At 71.0% G+C, this 15,000-nt stretch carries 13 protein-coding genes; 4 read left to right on the forward strand and 9 right to left on the reverse strand.

Translation table 11 applies throughout. The features are described from left to right. Positions 1 to 65: 65 nt before the first annotated feature. The 5 genes from ABZU75_RS25585 to ABZU75_RS25605 form a co-directional block, all read right to left on the reverse strand. Positions 66 to 719, reverse strand: a complete 654-nt coding sequence (locus ABZU75_RS25585; RefSeq protein ID WP_355558995.1) for an HD domain-containing protein — start codon at positions 717 to 719, stop codon at positions 66 to 68. Positions 720 to 907: 188 nt separating this feature from the next. Beyond that, the gene (locus tag ABZU75_RS25590) at positions 908 to 1,777 is read right to left on the reverse strand and encodes a class II glutamine amidotransferase (RefSeq protein WP_355558998.1); all 870 of its coding nucleotides are present in this window, start codon (positions 1,775 to 1,777) and stop codon (positions 908 to 910) included. A gap of 64 nt (positions 1,778 to 1,841) precedes the next feature. After that, positions 1,842 to 3,266, reverse strand: a complete 1,425-nt coding sequence (locus ABZU75_RS25595; protein WP_355559001.1) for a glutamate decarboxylase — start codon at positions 3,264 to 3,266, stop codon at positions 1,842 to 1,844. 112 nt (positions 3,267 to 3,378) lie between these two features. Further along, on the reverse strand, positions 3,379 to 4,311 hold the full coding sequence (locus ABZU75_RS25600; protein WP_355559004.1) for an aminoglycoside phosphotransferase family protein: 933 nt from the start codon (positions 4,309 to 4,311) through the stop codon (positions 3,379 to 3,381). Further along, entirely contained in the window at positions 4,308 to 5,678 is a 1,371-nt protein-coding gene (locus ABZU75_RS25605) for a helix-turn-helix transcriptional regulator (protein ID WP_355559005.1), read from the reverse strand. Before ABZU75_RS25605 ends, ABZU75_RS25600 begins: the two co-directional genes overlap by 4 nt. A 238-nt stretch (positions 5,679 to 5,916) precedes the next feature. Between ABZU75_RS25605 and ABZU75_RS25610 the strand changes: the two genes are divergently transcribed. After that, entirely contained in the window at positions 5,917 to 6,417 is a 501-nt protein-coding gene (locus tag ABZU75_RS25610; protein WP_355559007.1) for an ATP-binding protein, read from the forward strand. 27 nt (positions 6,418 to 6,444) lie between these two features. Here ABZU75_RS25610 and ABZU75_RS25615 read toward each other — a convergent pair whose 3' ends face one another. Both ABZU75_RS25615 and ABZU75_RS25620 read right to left on the reverse strand, forming a co-directional pair. Continuing rightward, positions 6,445 to 7,398, reverse strand: a complete 954-nt coding sequence (locus ABZU75_RS25615; RefSeq protein WP_355559009.1) for a tetratricopeptide repeat protein — start codon at positions 7,396 to 7,398, stop codon at positions 6,445 to 6,447. A 2-nt stretch (positions 7,399 to 7,400) separates the two neighbouring features. Further along, on the reverse strand, positions 7,401 to 7,529 hold the full coding sequence (locus ABZU75_RS25620) for a hypothetical protein (RefSeq protein ID WP_355559012.1): 129 nt from the start codon (positions 7,527 to 7,529) through the stop codon (positions 7,401 to 7,403). Between the two features lie 228 nt (positions 7,530 to 7,757). Between ABZU75_RS25620 and ABZU75_RS25625 the strand changes: the two genes are divergently transcribed. Next, entirely contained in the window at positions 7,758 to 8,282 is a 525-nt protein-coding gene (locus ABZU75_RS25625) for a hypothetical protein (RefSeq protein WP_355559015.1), read from the forward strand. A gap of 65 nt (positions 8,283 to 8,347) precedes the next feature. On the opposite strand, the gene ABZU75_RS25630 is transcribed toward ABZU75_RS25625, so the two are convergent. Further along, positions 8,348 to 10,840 carry a glycoside hydrolase family 3 N-terminal domain-containing protein gene (locus tag ABZU75_RS25630; RefSeq protein WP_355559017.1) on the reverse strand — a complete coding sequence of 831 codons (2,493 nt, stop codon included), beginning with the start codon at positions 10,838 to 10,840 and terminating at the stop codon, positions 8,348 to 8,350. 377 nt (positions 10,841 to 11,217) lie between these two features. Between ABZU75_RS25630 and ABZU75_RS25635 the strand changes: the two genes are divergently transcribed. Both ABZU75_RS25635 and ABZU75_RS25640 read left to right on the forward strand, forming a co-directional pair. Then, positions 11,218 to 12,747 carry a helix-turn-helix domain-containing protein gene (locus ABZU75_RS25635; protein ID WP_355559020.1) on the forward strand — a complete coding sequence of 510 codons (1,530 nt, stop codon included), beginning with the start codon at positions 11,218 to 11,220 and terminating at the stop codon, positions 12,745 to 12,747. A 176-nt stretch (positions 12,748 to 12,923) separates the two neighbouring features. Further along, positions 12,924 to 14,174 (forward strand): FAD-dependent oxidoreductase, encoded by a 1,251-nt coding sequence (locus ABZU75_RS25640; RefSeq protein ID WP_355559023.1) that lies wholly within the window; start codon positions 12,924 to 12,926, stop codon positions 14,172 to 14,174. Here the strand turns inward: ABZU75_RS25640 and ABZU75_RS25645 are convergent. After that, the gene (locus ABZU75_RS25645) at positions 14,148 to 14,996 is read right to left on the reverse strand and encodes a methyltransferase domain-containing protein (RefSeq protein WP_355559025.1); all 849 of its coding nucleotides are present in this window, start codon (positions 14,994 to 14,996) and stop codon (positions 14,148 to 14,150) included. The genes ABZU75_RS25640 and ABZU75_RS25645 overlap by 27 nt on opposite strands. Positions 14,997 to 15,000 lie beyond the last annotated feature (4 nt).

Below are 15,000 nucleotides of genomic sequence, written 5' to 3' on the forward strand. Positions count from 1 at the left end.
GCCGGGCTCAGGGCCCGGCCCGGCCGTGGGGTCATCTCGGACCACGGCGGGCACGAACTGACCGGTTACTCCGGCCAGGCGTTGTTCTGGATGATGTCGACGAAGTTCGCGCGCTTGAACCGCCGGTCGAAGTGGGCGAGTACGTCGTCGTTCATCGTGCCGAAGGTAGTGTCCGGGCGATCCGCCATCCCCTCGTAGAACGCGTGCAGGATCTGACGCTTGAAGTCCGGACGGGGGTGAGCCTCAACCACCGCCTGCATATCGGCGTCGCTGATCTGGCCGAGATCCATGCCCAGTACATCAGTCTCCACCCCGAGCGTGACGACTCCGACTTCGGGAGCGAGATGGAGCGGCACCTCGGGGGTGGTGTGGAGGGCAATGGCGAGCCACACGTTGCGTGCCTCCTCCTCGGAACGGCCGTGGTCGCGGAGGAAGTCGAACGCGGCGTCCGCGCCGTCGATCTCGAAGCGCTGGTGGCACTTGCGGAACGTCTGGGTGAGGCCCAGGTCGTGGAACATTCCGCCGACGTAGGCCAACTCCGGGTCGACCTCGACGCCGCGCGCTTTCGACTTGAGCATCCCCCACAAGAAGACGCGTCGCGAATGGTGGAACAGTGTGTCGCCCACGACGGCATCGTCTGTGGCACTCCGCACCACCTCGGTTGCCGCGCGGACAAGGGCGGTGTCGGGGATCTGGATTCCTGCGACGGTCTCGGTCACGGGACCTCCTGGTTGGTTGAGCGTCAGGGACTCCTCCAGCGTCGCGGCGCAAAGGCGTTTCGCAGCCCACGACACCGGACAGGAATCGCTTGATCCGCGACAAGGCGATCCGTGCGGAGCGCGGCCCCCCAACCTGGCCAGCTACATAACCGGCAATCAATCATGAACTTCGCTTTTCAGACGCCCCCTCAGGTCGCCTGCTGTGAGGCGGCGGCCTCCGGGCGCAGGTCGGCGAGGCTCAGCCGGTGCGCCGGCTCCTCCGGCAGCACGACCCGGCGGGTGGGGCTGAGGTCCGGTCCGATGTGGAACAGCTCGCCGGGCTCCATCAGATGCCACTGGGGATGGTCGTCCATACGCTCGCTGGCGACCACGGACGCGGAGGTGCCCGCCAGGTCCCGGGAACGGACCCGCATCCGGTCGTTGCTGCCGCTGTGGTCGAGGTGCCGGACGCCGTGCTGCCCGCCGGCGGCACGGCGGAGTAGGTAAAGCCGGTGGGTGTCGGGATAGCGCAGCGCCCACAGGTCCCGCGGCGTGGTGAGGACCAGGTTGAGCGCGTAGACGGGCAGGTTCCTGGCGACCCAGCGTGCGGCGCTCTCGATGCCGGCGGCGACGTCGCCGCCGTGCGCCCTGGTCTCACGGGTGATCAGCGCGAAGAAGCGCTCCGAGTCGGTGTCCCCCTGGACCAGTTCCCGGTCCTTCCCCAGTTCCGCGTCGAGATCGTCCAGGCCCTCGATCACCCCGTTGTGCGCGAAGAGCCGCCCGTCCTGCAGGAAGGGATGCGTGTTGCGCACCTCCAGGTCGCCGGTGGAGGCGAACCGGACGTGCGCCAGAAAGGTGGTGGACTCCACCTCCTTGGCCTCCTCGGCGAAGCACCGGTCCTCGTAGGCGGCGATGGGAGCCTTGTGCATGTGCGGGGTTCCGTCGGCGTCGAAGTAGCCCAGCCCGGTCCCGTCGGGGTCGCGGTGACTCTGGTGACTCAGGCTGTCCGGGGCGTCCAGCAGCCAGAAGGTGGCACGCGTACGTTCAGGGGTGCTGCTCAGGCCGAACAGACGGCACATCTCAGGGTCTCCTTCTCCGTCACTTCTGCTCCGGCCGCACCGGCCCGTACCCGACCTGGCGCCGTCAGCCGTGGCGCCGGGGCCTCCCGGCCCCGGCGCCGTGCGCGAACCCACCGGCGTCCTCGGCGGTGTGACGCGGCCGGTCCTGGTCGGAAAGGCGGGGCAGGACCCGGCACAGGTCCTGCAGCAACAGGTCGGCCAGGTCGTTGCTGAAACCGTTACGGACGACGACGCGCAGCACCGCCAGGTCCGTGCGGTTCTTCGGAAAGGTGTAGGCGGGCACCAGCCAGCCGCGCTCGCGCAGCGCGGCGGAGACGTCGAAGACCGTGAAGTTGTCGATCCCCTCCCGTACCCGGAAGGCGAACACCGGAGCCTGGCCGCCGTCGGTGATCAGCTCGAACCGGTCCAGCCTGGCGATCTCCCCGGACAGCCGGATCGCCACGTCCCGGCAGGTCTGCTGGACCCTGCGGTAGCCGTCGAACCCCAACCTCAGGAAGTTGTAGTACTGCGCGACCACCTGGGCGCCGGGGCGGGAGAAGTTCAGCGCGAAGGTCGGCATGTCCCCGCCGAGGTAGTTGACGTGAAAGACCAGGTCGTCGGGGAGCGCCTCGGAGTCGCGCCACAGCGCCCAGCCCACTCCCGGCATCACCAGCCCGAACTTGTGCCCGGAGGTGTTGATCGACGCCACCCTCGGCACCCGGAAATCCCAGTGCAGGTCGGGGTCGAGGAAGGGCGCGATCATCGCGCCGGAGGCGCCGTCCACGTGGATCGGCACGTCGAGCCCGGTACGGGCCTGCAACTCGTCCAGGGCCGCGGCGATGTCGGCGACGGGCTCGTAGCTGCCGTCGTAGGTGGAGCCCAGGATGGCCACGACCCCGATGGTGTTCTCGTCGCACAGCTCGACGGCCGTCTCCGGGCTCAGGTGGTACCGGTCGCCCTCCATCGGCACGTACCGGGGTTCCACGTCGAAGTAGTCGGCGAACTTCTCCCAGCAGATCTGCACGTTGACGCCCATCACCAGGTTGGGCCGCCCGGCCGGCCGTCCCTCGGCCTGACGCCGGTGCCGCCAGCGCCGCTTGAGCGCCAGACCGCCCAGCATCGCCGCCTCACTCGAACCGGTCGTCGAGCAGCCCACCGCGCGATGGGGCTCCTCGGCGTGCCAGAGCCGGGCGAGCATGTCCACGCACCGGATCTCCAGCTCCGCGGTCTGCGGATACTCATCCTTGTCGATCATGTTCTTCTCGGCGCACTCGGCCATCAGCCGCCGCGCCTGCGGCTCCGCCCAGGTGGTGACGAACGTCGCCAGGTTCAGCCGCGCGTTGCCGTCCAGCATCAGCTCGTCGTGCACCAGCTGGTAGGCCGTCTCCGGCTCCATCTCCCCGGCGGGCATGGCGTAGCGCGGGACCCGGACCGGCTCCCGGCTGAAGATCGGGTTGACCTCCAGATCGCGGCTTCCCCGCCCGGTGTGACCGGGCCGCCTCAGTGGCATCGTCCCGCCCCCTTCCCCCGCCGACCAACGCCCTCACCTGGGCTTTCCCCCTAGGCTGGGTACCCGTGCCGCCGCGGTACGACACCAACCGCCGGTGATCCGCCCGGCTCCGTCACCGGTACGGCTGCCACCTGACCGTCTGGTCACGGGCCTTGAAACTGCGCATCCGGTGTTCCCACTGCGACCGGATACCCGGGTTGCTGCGCAGCACGGGCAGGACGCTGGTGACCAGCTTCAGCTCGCGGAGGCGGCGCAGCACCGGAAAACCGCGCCAGCGGGTGACGTCGAAGCCGTAGCCCTCGGCGAGCGACGTGTGCTCGTCGGCGGGGTAGTCCATCCGCAGGCGGCCGACCGCCACCGGGGCGAGGTCCCACTCACGCGGGCCGATCCCGGTGCTGTCGAAGTCGCACAGCACCGGCCCCCTGGGCCCGGCGATGACGTTGCCCATGAACACGTCACCGTGGATGACCCCGGCGGGGAGCGCGTAGTCGAGCGCGGCGAGCCGCTCCTCGACCTCGTCGCACTCGTCCAGCAGGAAGGCGTGGTCGCCCGCGGACAGGTCCTCCGGTTCGGCGAGCCGCTGACGGACCTCGGTCATCGGGGCCCACTCCGGCAGGTCCACCGGCGGGTCCGGCAGCCTGTGCAGGCGTCTGAGCAGGGTGGCCAGCTCGCCTCCGCCGGGGCGCGGGCCCATCTCGGGGGTGTACTTCCACAGCGTGACCAGGTGGCCCTCCACCTGGAGCGGCTGCTCGCAGCCCGGCCAGAGCCGCACCGCGGGGAAGTCGTGGTCGGCCAGCCAGCGGGCGACCCGCACCACGGTCGGCACCCGCGAGCGGGCGGCCGAGGATCCGGCGACGCGCACCACGACGGGCGCCCGGCGCAGGCGGAAGACCGCGTTGTTCGTGAACTTGATCAGCTCGGCGTCACCGGGCGCGAGCCCGGCCCGGTCACAGACCGATGCCAGCAGCGAGTGGAGCCGGTCGCGGGTGAGGCCGCCGGCCTGACCGGCGGCATGATCTGCGGCGTGGTCGGTGGTCATCGTCATGCCGCACGCACCACCGAGATGCGCCGGGCGAGGTCCTGGGCGTCACCGGCGTGCGCCCGCATCATGGCGACCGCCTGCAGCGGCGCGAGACGGTCGGTGATCCGCATCGAGCGGATCTCGGTCGCCAGGGTGACCGCCTCGTTGCCGTTGGCGATCCCGGCGGTCATGTCACCGGCTCTGAGCTGCACCGTCGCCAGAGCGGTCAGCTCGAAGGCCCTGCTCCTGGCCATGCTCAGATCGCGCTGCCCGAGCGCGTCGGCGAGGAAGCGCTCGGCGATGCCGAGGTGGCTGTCTAGGTGGGTCTCGGCGAGGTCGGCGTGCACCATGCCGCTCGTGGCGTCGAGGTCGGCGGCGCCGAAGAAGCTCACCCAGGCCGGAGACTCGCGGTCACGGGCGCGAGCCAACTCGTCGGCCGCCCGGTTGATCGATTTGAGCGCGAGATCGCTGTCGCCCAGCAGGGCGTAGGCCCACGCCTCGTTGGCGAAGAGCATCGCCACGGTCCGCTCGCAGCTGGCGTCCTGCGCGCAGATCTGTCCGAGCTGGAAGAACCGCAGCGCGTCCAGGATTCGGTCGCAGTGCAGGTGGACGCGGCCCATCCGGTACAGGACGTTGGCCGCCAGCGAGGAGTTCCTCGCGTGTTTGGCCTGTTCGAGCGCGCGGGCCAGGTGACTTCTGGCCGAGCCGTACAGGCCGACGTCGAAGGAGGTCCAGCCCGCGAGGTTGTGCTGGTCGGCCAGCGCCTGGTGCAGGCGGAGGGTGACCGACTCCGGGCATGAGGCCCGCAGCAGCCGCTGTGACCAGGCCAGCTGTGCCACCACCGCGTCGCGGCAGACCCCGCCCCCGTGCCGGTAGTCCAGGGCGCGCAGCGTGCGGGTCACCGTCTCGATCTGCTCGACGTCGGCCATGCCGATGCGGTGCGGGACGGGGGTCTCCGTGGGCGTGACCGGCTCGGTCCACTCTTCCGCGTCCCCGGATGCCGCGCCGATGGTCACCTGCGCGGCGTGCGCGAGCAGGCGGCGCACCTGCTCGTCCTCGCTGGAGTCGTCGCGCTGGTCGGCCGCCGCCGCCGGGGCCAGTGTCGTGCAGGAGGCGTCGTAGGCCAGACCCATGTAGCCACGGGGAATCCCCAGACCGTCGGCGATCCGGCCCAGCACGTCGTACGCCATCACCTGGCGGCCCTTGAGGATCTCGGATATCTCCGACTGGGACTGCGCGGTGAGGGCGGCGATGTGACGCTGTGAGACGCCGATCCGCTGCAGTAACCGGTATACGGTGGCCATGTCGCGGGCGGCCAGAGCCTGTCGCATCTGCGGGCGTTCCCAGAGTGCGGGATCGACTTCCCGCGCGTTCGCGTTGCTGACGTTCATCCCGATCTTCCCACGGCGGAGTTCCCTTGCCGCCAAGGTAACCAGCGATGCGGCGTCGCCGGAGCCGTATCGGTGCGACCGATCACCCAAGGTGATCGGCTCGGCCTATCACCCGACCGATCTGCGGACAGTATTGGTCCTGCGACTCTCCGTATATCGGCCTTGTCCCTCAGGATGGGGGATTCAGACCAGCGAGCGCGATCCCGCGGCCCTGGTGTCCTACTCGATAGGAGCAACGATGCTCACCGAGCACGCTCCAGCTCTGGAGGTCGGCGTGCGCGGCAGGCACCGCGGACGCTTTCGAGTGACCGCCTGGTGTCTCCCCCCGGGCAACGCCGCCCGCCGGGCCCGCAAGCTGCTGCACGACCTGCTGTCCCGGCCGCCCTTCGCCCCCGACGACGTCGCCGACCTGGAGGTCGTGGTGACCGAGCTCGCCACGAACGCCGGCAGTTACGCCCCCGGCCCCTACGAGCTGCGCGTCCTGCACGACCGCGACCTGCCGATCAGGGCCGAGGTGGCCGACGCCGGCGGCGGGGTCCCGCTGATCGAACGTCTGCTGCGTCGCCCGTTCACGCTCCCCGGCCACCTGGACGAGCTGTCACTCGGCGGACGGGGCCTGCGGATCGTCGAGGAGTTCACCTCCGGGCGCTGCGGGGCGCGCTGGACCCGGCTGTGCGGCACCGGGCAGATCGGAACCGGCGTCTGGTTCGACCTTCCGGCGCACCGCCCCCGGATGTGAACGCACCCGACGGGGCATGAGACCGGTTCACCGCCCGGACCTCGCCCTCAGCAGCGCGGACAGGCGCTCCACCTCAGGGTGATCGGGCCTGAGGGCGAGGTGCTTGACGCGCAGCGCGTCCCGGTAGCGTCGCCCCGCCTCCTCCGGACGGCCCTGAAGATCGTCCAGGTGTGCCAGATTCACCTGGCACACCGCCACCTCGTAGTGATCGGCGCCCAGGCGCTCAACGAAGATGTCCAGGGCCCGGCTCAGCGCCTCCTCCGCCGTCGCGAGCCTGCCCTGGTTCGCGAGTACCGCGCCGAGCACCGCCAGGTCCGCCGCGACCTGGTCGTGACGGGAACCGAGCACCCCGCGCCGGATCTCGATCGCGGCTCGCGCGTGGTGCTCTCCCGCGGGATCGTCGTCACCTCGGGCATGCGCGAGCCCCGCGAGATTGTGCAGAACGTCGGCGCGTGCCAGGGGGTCGTCCACCTCGTGCCGCTCCAGGCAGGCCAGCGCTCCGCGGTAGTGGGTCTCGGCCTCGCCGTAGCGGCCGAGTTCCTTGCAGAGCACCCCCAGGGCCAGCCGCACCGCCGCGCCCCGCGGCCGGTCCGCCTCGTCCACCAGCTCGAACGCCCGGCGCAGGTGCGCCTCCGCGGTGGTGTGCCGGGCCTGCCTGCGCTCGATGTCACCCATCCGGATCAGCGCGTCGGCGAGTGATGCGTCGCGTCCGCCCCCGGCGGGCGCCGAGGCCAGCGACTCCACAGCCCGCCGGGCCCACTCGTGTGCCTGCGGGTAGCGGGTGAGCCCGTGCCAGAGTGACGCCAGATCCACCAGAAGCGCGGCATGTCCGGTGAGATCCACCTGGCCCGCCACCTCACCCGCCCGCCGCGCCCACCGCTCACCCTCGGCGTACCAGCCGCGCCTTCGGCAGTACGCACCGCGCAGCAGGCACCGGCGGATCACCTTGATCCGATGACGGCGGACGACTCGTTCGAACACCGTCAGGCAGACGGCTCACAGTGATTGGCGATGCGGATGGCCTCCGCGGTGGCGCTGCCGGTCTGCAGCACGAGGAGGACGGGTACCGCCGCCGTGAGGATCAGCGCGTACAGGCGTGCGATCTTTCGCATTGCCACTCCTTCTTTCCGGAGAATCAGGACGTCCTCATCGTGATCCCGGACGCTTGTGGCCCGCTTGGAGTCGACTGGCGCACCCGGCGCCGGAGGAACCGTCCTGCCCGCCTCCCCCTTTCGCCCGTTCGAGCGCACCGCACCGGTTTTCCCACGGACCGTCGCGGCGGATTCGTTGTTGTGCCGGACTCCGTGGGAGTGTTGCGGCTTATGAGTAGGTCGTTGAAGATGACACACATCCTGCTGGTGGCCGCGTTCGCCGCCGGCCTTTCCGCCTGTTCGGCGGCGGACGGCTCGTCCGCCTCCTCCACCGCTCCGGCCGTCTCCGCCTCTCCCTCCGGCCCCGAGAGCACCCCCACCCCTGCTCCTGCCGTCACCGTCACCGTCACCGCGGAGCCCTCGTCTCCGGCCGGCTCGACCGACTCCCCCGCCGAGCTCGCGGTGGACGAGCCGGGCGACGGCGCCGGGGACACCGGACCCGCCGTCTACCTGCTCGGACCACTCGGCACGAGTCCGGGACAGCCGGGCTGGATCACCGTGCAGACCGGTGACGGCGATGTGCAGTCGGTCATGCTCAGCCCGGACGCGGTGGTGCTCGACGCGCGGGGAACGATCTGCGACACGGGCAAGGTCCCGCACAGGTGCACCGCGGCACAACTGGAGAGGGCGCTCAACGCGCGAAAGCCCCTGAACGCCAAGGTGACGCTCCAGGGCGAGGTGGCGGTAAAGATCGAGGCGACCACCGGGAAGTGATCGGGTCCGGCGGATCCACGCATTCGGCTACGTGGATCCGCCGGTCGGCCGCGGTGAGGTGCGGGTCAGCCCACCGTGCAGGGTGTGCCGTTCAGGGTGAACTCGGTCGGCCTGGGGTTGGCGCCGGTGTAGGTGCCGTTGAACCCGATGCCGGTCGAGGCGCCGGGCGCGATGCTCGCGTTCCACGACAGGTTCGTCGCGGCGACGGCGGCGCCCGACTGCGACCAGGTCGCCGACCAGGCGGGCAGGGTGACCTTCTGGTTGCCGGGGAAGGTGAACCGCAGCGTCCAGCCGTTGACGGCCGAGGTGCCGGTGTTGGCGATGGTCAGGTTGGCGCTGAAGCCACCTCCCCAGTCGTTGACCGTGTAGGTGACCTTGCAGGTGCCGCCCTCGCCGCCACCGCCGCCCGTGGTCGCGGTCACCGTGGCCGAGCGGGCCGAGCGGTTGCCCGCCGCGTCACGCGCGTACACCGCGAACGTGTAGGCGGTGCTCGCCGACAACCCGGTGACGGCTGCCGAGTTGGTCGTCGGCGTCGCCACCGTGGTCTCGGTCGTGCCCTGCACCCGCACCACGTCGTAGCCCGTCACGCCGACGTTGTCGCCGGACGCCGTCCACGACAGGTTCACCGACGACGAGGTCACGTTCGACACCGTCGGGGTGCCCGGCGCCGTCGGCGGGCTGGTGTCCACGGCGGACTCGTAGGTCAGCCCGTAGCCGTAGGGGAAGAGCGGGGTCTTGCCGTCCCCGTCGTTGATCGGCTGCTGGCCGGCGCTGTTCATCCAGGTCACCGGGAGCCTGCCGGTGGGCTGGGTGAGGCCGAAGAGCACGTCGGCGACGCCCTGCCCCTCGGTGCCCGGCAGCCAGGAGGCCACCAGTGCGTTCCACCCGGAGAGCTGGGAGGAGATGTCCAGCGGGCGGCCGGAGACCAGGACCACGATCACCGGCACACCGGAGGCGCGCAGCGTGTTGATGGTGTTCAGGTCCGCGCTGTCCAGCCCCATGGCTCCGGTGCGGTCTCCCTGACCTTCCGCGTACGGGGTCTCGCCCACCACCGCGATCGCCGCCCGGTAGGAGGAGTCGATGCCGCCGCCGGTCTGGTTGTAGGTCACCGTCGTGGAGGATCCGACGGTGTTGCGGATCCCCTGCAGGATAGTGGTGCCGGGAGTGATGTTCCCCGACGAGCCCTGCCAGGAGATCGTCCAGCCGCCGCTCTGGTAGCCGATGTTGTCGGCGCTCCTGCCCGCGACGAAGATCTTGCCGCCGCCGGTGGCCAGCGGCAGGACGTTCCCGCCGTTCTTCAGCACCACCTGCGACCTCGCCACCGCCTGGCGGGCCAGGGCGCGATGCGCGCCGCTGCCCACGGTCGAGGTGTAGGTCCGGTCGGCCAGTGGCTTCTCGAAGAGTCCCAGCTCGAACTTCTTGGTCAGGATGCGCCTCGTGGCGTCGTCGATGCGGGACAGCGGCACCCGCCCCGCCTGCACCTCGGCGCGGAGCAGGTCGATGAACTGCCGCCAGGCCTCGGGCTCCATCACCATGTCGATGCCGGCGTTGATCGCGGTTCGCACGTCGACGGCGGAGAGCCCGAGGGCGCCGTCGATCTGGTCGACGCCGTTCCAGTCGGAGACGACGAAGCCGGTGAAGCCCAACTCGCCCTTGAGCACCGAGGTGACCAGATACTGGTTCCCGTGCAGCCTGCTGCCGTTCCAGCTGCTGAACGAGACCATCACCGAACCCACCCCGCGGTCCACCGCGGCCCTGAACGGCGGCAGGTGGACCGCCCGCAGCTCGGTCTCGGTCAGCTGCGTGTCGCCCTGGTCGACGCCGTTCGCGGTGCCTCCGTCGCCGACATAGTGCTTGGCGGTGGCCAGCACCGAGGCCGGCCCGTTCAGCGCCGCGCCCTGCGTGCCCGTGATGAAGCTCGTCATCGACGAAGGGATCTCCGGCAGTTCCCCGAAGGACTCGTAGGTGCGGCCCCAACGGTCGTTGCGCGCCACGCACACGCAGGGGGCGAAGTTCCAGTCGACGCCCGTCCCGGTGACCTCCTCGGCGACCGCCCGGCCGATCTGCTGCACCAGGGCGGGATCCCGGGTGGCGCCGAGCCCGATGTTGTGCGGGAAGATCGTCGCGCCGACCACGTTGTTGTGGCCGTGCACCGCGTCCACGCCGTAGATCATGGGGATGCCCAGCGGCGTCGCGAGGGCGGCGTTCTGGTAGCCGTCGTACATGTTCGCCCAGGAGGTGGCGTTGTTGGGCGAGGGCGCCGAACCGCCGCCGGACAGCACCGAGCCGAGCCGGTAGGTGGTGACGTCGGAGTTGCCGACCGAGCCGCGTTCCGCCTGGGTCATCTGGCCGATCTTCTCATCCAGCGTCATCCGCGAGAGGAGGTCGGCGACCCTGGTCGCCACCGGCAGGCCGGGATCCTGGTAGGGATTCACGGCCGTCGTCGCCGTCGCCGTCGCCGGGACGGATATCCCGGCCGCCAGCAGCAGTGCGGCGAGCCCGACGCGGAGACGGCGGCCCGGCCGGCCCGGCCGGTCGGTCAGGAGGGAGGTGCGCACATCAGGCCCCTTCGGGGAGTTCTTCCGGAAAAGCGGGTCGGACGGTGCAGGGCGGCGCGATGGCCGACGAGCCGGCGGCACGGCTTGCACAGGCCGTTGTGGGAGCGCTCCCACATCTCGCACCATAGAATGCGGCCTCCCGGGGGCCAAGGGAGCTCCACCTCCTCACCGGCCTGCCGTCCCGACATTCACCGGGCCACCTGGACGGACTCGCCCCGGCCCGCCCGCCGCCCGGTGAAAATTTCACCTCGGCCCAAGCCGCACAGGTCCTCGGCGGTTCCCGGCGGATCGCCGTACCGCTGATCTGCTAGAACGGTGTTCATGCCGCAAACCCGCCGGCAGGCGGGCACCACAGAGGGCACGCAGAGGTCGCGTAGATGTTGAAGCTGGACCGGTTGGTGAACGTTCTCGGTGGCTACGGGGCTCGGCTGTGCTGCGCTCCGGCGTCGCGGGACGTCGAGCTGCGCAGCGTGGTGGTGCATGATCCGACCGACACCCGCCCCGCGACCGGTGACGTGTTCCTGGCGGTGGGCGTGGAGTCGGCGTCCGACGCCGTACGCCTGGCACGGGCGGCACGGGCCGTCACGGTGCTGGTGCACGGGAACCCTCCCCTCAACGAGAGCGCGCTGGAACAGGCTCGTGCCGGTGGGATCGCCGTGCTGCTCGTCGAACCGGCGGTGTCCTGGAGCCAGCTCCTCGGCGTGGTGTACGGCCTGGTGCTCGAAGGCAGCCAGGCCGGGCGGGGGCCGAACGATCTGCTGGCCTTCGCGGACACGCTCGCGGCCGAACTCGGCTACGCGGTGACGATCGAGGACCAGATGTCGCGGGTCCTGGCCTACTCCGGCTCGCAGCAGACCGCCGATCCGGCACGGCTGGAGACGATCCTGGGCAGGCGGGTGCCGGACGCCATGCGCCGGCTGTTCGAGCGGGAGGGCGTCTTCGCCCATCTGGCGACCTCCGACGAGCCGCTGTTCGTCGACCCCTCACCGGCACACGGCCTCAGAGGCCGCATGGTGGTCGCGGTGCGGGCGGGGCGCGAGCTGCTGGGATCGATCTGGGTCGAGTGCGAGAGCCCGCTGCCCGACACCCGCCGGACCATCCTGGAGGACGGGGCGCGGGCGGTCGCACTGCACCTGCTGCGTTCCCGGGTCAGCGCGGACCTGGAGCGTCAGGTGGAGTCCGATCTCGTCATCCAGCTGCTGGAGGGAACCGCCGACGCGGCCGCGGTGATCAGCAGGCTCGGCCTGCCCCGGGAGCGGTTCCGGGTGATCGCGCTCCAGGCGCACATCGCCGAGGAGCGGCATGCCGCGATCCTGCTGGCCTTCGAACGCGCGACCACCGGTTTCGGCTGGTCGCGGCCGGGACGGAGCGCACTGTTCGGCAACACCCTGTACACGGTGCTGCCCTGCGACAACGACGCCACGCCCGTCCTGGACTGGCTCACCGCGATCGCGAACGTGCTGCCGCGGCGGGTCACCGTGCTCGCCGGTGTCGGCGGCCCGGCGGGGCCCACCCAGCTGGCCGCGAGCAGGCAGGAGGCCGACGAGAGCCTCGCCCTCCGGGCGGTGCGGCCCGCCGGCGCCCCGGCGGTCGTCTACGACGAGGCGTGGGACGAGATCCTGCTGCAACGCCTCCGGTCCGCCGCCTCGGCGGGGCGTACCCCCGCCCGCGGGCCGGTCGCCGAGCTGACCCGGCATGACTCCGAGCACGGCACGCAGTACATCGCGACGTTGCGCGCGTGGCTGGAGGCGCAGGGCGATCTGGCCGTCGCCGCCGGCCGCCTCAGTGTCCACCCGAACACCGTCCGTTACCGGCTGCGGAAGATGGCCGAGATCACGAACCTCCAGCTCGAACTACCGGAGAAGCGACTGGCGATGATCATCGCGCTGGCCGTCGGCCGGGCCTAGCCTCGCGGGGCGGAGGAGGGAGCCGCGGTGGGCGCCAGATCCGGGGCCCAGCTCCCGGCGCTTGTCACCGCACGACAAAACACATCATTGTGCTTGTCCGAAACGCACACACCGTTCTCTGTCCATGCCAGCGATGCTCGAAACAGGCAATGAATATCAGAGCGGAGAAAATGGTCATGGGCATCGACGGTGGGCCGCGTACGGCAGTGGTGATCGGCGCCGGCGTGGTGGGGTTGTCCACCGCCTGGTTCCTGCAGGAGCGCGGCGTGGAGGTCACGGTCGTCGACCGGGACGACGTGGCCGCGGGCGCGTCGTGGGGCAACGCGGGCTGGCTCTCCCCTGGGCTGGCCATCCCGCTGAACGAGCCCGGCATCCTCCGCTACGGCCTGCGCTCCCTGCTCGACCCGAGCGCCCCGCTGCACATACCGGCCACCCCCGACCCGGCGCTGCTGTCGTTCCTCACCCGGTTCGCCATGAACTGCAGCTGGAAGTCCTGGGGCCGTGCCGTACGGGCCAACCTCCCGTTCAACGAGGAGTGCCTGGAGGCGTTCGACGTGCTCACCGCGAACGGCGTCGAGGCCCCCACGGTCGAGGCCCCGATCATGGCCGCCTTCGAGACCCCGCGGCAGGCGGTGGCGCTCCTGCACGAGCTCCAGCGCATCAACGAGTCCGGCCTGGAGATCAAGTACAGCGCGTTCGAGGGTGACGATCTCGGCAGGCAGGCGCCGCAGCTCTCCTCGCGCGCGCGGGCCGGGATCCGGCTGGACGGGCAGCGCTACGTCGACCCCGGAGAGTTCACCCGGTCTCTCGCCCGCTCCGTCGTCGCCCGGGGCGCCACGATCCGGTCCGGCTTCCGGGTGATCGACGTCTACTCCCACTCCGGCGGGATCGCCGTCCGGTCGAGTGACGGGGACTCCGTCAGCGCCGACGCCGTCGTGCTGGCCACCGGCGCCTGGCTGAACCAGCTCGGCGCCTCCTGGGGCGTCCGGGTGCCGGTACGTGCCGGACGCGGTTACTCGTTCACCGTGCCGACGGACGAGCCCGTGCCCGGGCCGATCTACCTGCCCGCCGTGCGGGTGGCCTGCACGCCCTACCAGGGCAAGCTGCGCGTCGCCGGCACGATGGAGTTCCGGGACGCCGACGCCCCCCTGTACCAGAGGCGCGTCGACGCGATCATCGCGTCCGCCCGGCCGCTGCTCAGCGGCGTCTCCTGGGAGGAGCGCACCGACACCTGGGTCGGTCCGCGCCCCGTCACCCCCGACGGCAGGCCGCTGATCGGCGCCACCCGCGCCCCCGGCAGGTACGTCGCCGGTGGCCACGGCATGTGGGGATTCACCCACGGGCCGGTCACCGGTCGCATGCTGGCCGAGCAGATCACCACCGGAAAGCAGCCCGTGGCCCTACGGGACTTCGACCCCGTCCGCTGAGGCGGGACGGTGCGGCCCGCGGGCGGTGATCAGGACGCTGCCCGAGGGGATCGTGGCCCAGTCGGCGATGCCGTCGCGGATCCAGGCCACGGTCCCCGCGCCGTACTCGGCCGCCAGCTCCGCGCGATGGGCGTCGAGCCGCTCCAGGATCCGCCGGTAGAACGGCTCGGTGTGCTCGGTGAGGTCCTCGACGGCGTCGACACCGAGACCGGCCGCGCGCAGGATCTCCAGGTACACCCCGGCCTGCTCGATGGAGTGGACCTGGAACATCTCGAAGTACGTCGCCAGCCGAGGCCGCAGGTCGTCGGTGACGGGAACGTGCAGGCACGGGGCCTCCACCACCAACCGGCCACCGGGCCGCAGCACCCGGACGAGCTCGGCGAAGAGCGGCTCCGGCGCGAAGTGCGGCGTCGACTCGAAGACCAGTACCGCGTCGAACGCACCGTCGGGGTAGGGCATGGCCAGCGCGTCGCACCGCTCGAAGGAGACCAGCGGCTCCACGCCCCGCTCGCGCGCCCACGCCCTCCCCCGTTCCAGCGCCCGCTCGTCGACGTCGATCGCCGTCACCCGCGCCCCGGTGCGCTCCGCCACCGTCACCGCGGGACGCCCGTTCCCACAGCCCACGTCCAGCACCAGCTCACCGGCCCGCGCGTCCAGGCGGTCGACCACGACCCCGGTCAGCCGGTCGGTGGCCTCCTCGATCGGCGTGTCGTCGTCGGGTCCCGACCAGTAGCCGTAGTGCAGGTCGAGCCCGCCGACCTTCTCCGTCAATGAGGCCAGGTAGTCGTAGGAACCCGTCGTGGGATACGGCGTGCTGGGCATCTTT

The sequence above is a fragment of the Streptosporangium sp. NPDC005286 genome (assembly GCF_040607515.1).
Taxonomy (GTDB): Bacteria; Actinomycetota; Actinomycetes; order Streptosporangiales; family Streptosporangiaceae; genus Streptosporangium.

Excerpts from the sequence above, each read along its gene's own strand:
- ABZU75_RS25590 (WP_355558998.1), bottom strand. The coding sequence starts at position 1,777 with ATGTGCCGTCTGTTCGGCCTGAGCAGCACCCCTGAACGTACGCGTGCC.
- ABZU75_RS25595 (WP_355559001.1), bottom strand. The coding sequence starts at position 3,266 with ATGCCACTGAGGCGGCCCGGTCACACCGGGCGGGGAAGCCGCGATCTG.
- ABZU75_RS25600 (WP_355559004.1), bottom strand. The coding sequence starts at position 4,311 with ATGACGATGACCACCGACCACGCCGCAGATCATGCCGCCGGTCAGGCC.
- ABZU75_RS25605 (WP_355559005.1), bottom strand. The coding sequence starts at position 5,678 with ATGAACGTCAGCAACGCGAACGCGCGGGAAGTCGATCCCGCACTCTGG.
- ABZU75_RS25610 (WP_355559007.1), top strand. The coding sequence starts at position 5,917 with ATGCTCACCGAGCACGCTCCAGCTCTGGAGGTCGGCGTGCGCGGCAGG.
- ABZU75_RS25620 (WP_355559012.1), bottom strand. The coding sequence starts at position 7,529 with ATGCGAAAGATCGCACGCCTGTACGCGCTGATCCTCACGGCGGCGGTA.
- ABZU75_RS25625 (WP_355559015.1), top strand. The coding sequence starts at position 7,758 with ATGACACACATCCTGCTGGTGGCCGCGTTCGCCGCCGGCCTTTCCGCC.
- ABZU75_RS25635 (WP_355559020.1), top strand. The coding sequence starts at position 11,218 with ATGTTGAAGCTGGACCGGTTGGTGAACGTTCTCGGTGGCTACGGGGCT.
- ABZU75_RS25640 (WP_355559023.1), top strand. The coding sequence starts at position 12,924 with ATGGGCATCGACGGTGGGCCGCGTACGGCAGTGGTGATCGGCGCCGGC.
- ABZU75_RS25645 (WP_355559025.1), bottom strand. The coding sequence starts at position 14,996 with ATGCCCAGCACGCCGTATCCCACGACGGGTTCCTACGACTACCTGGCC.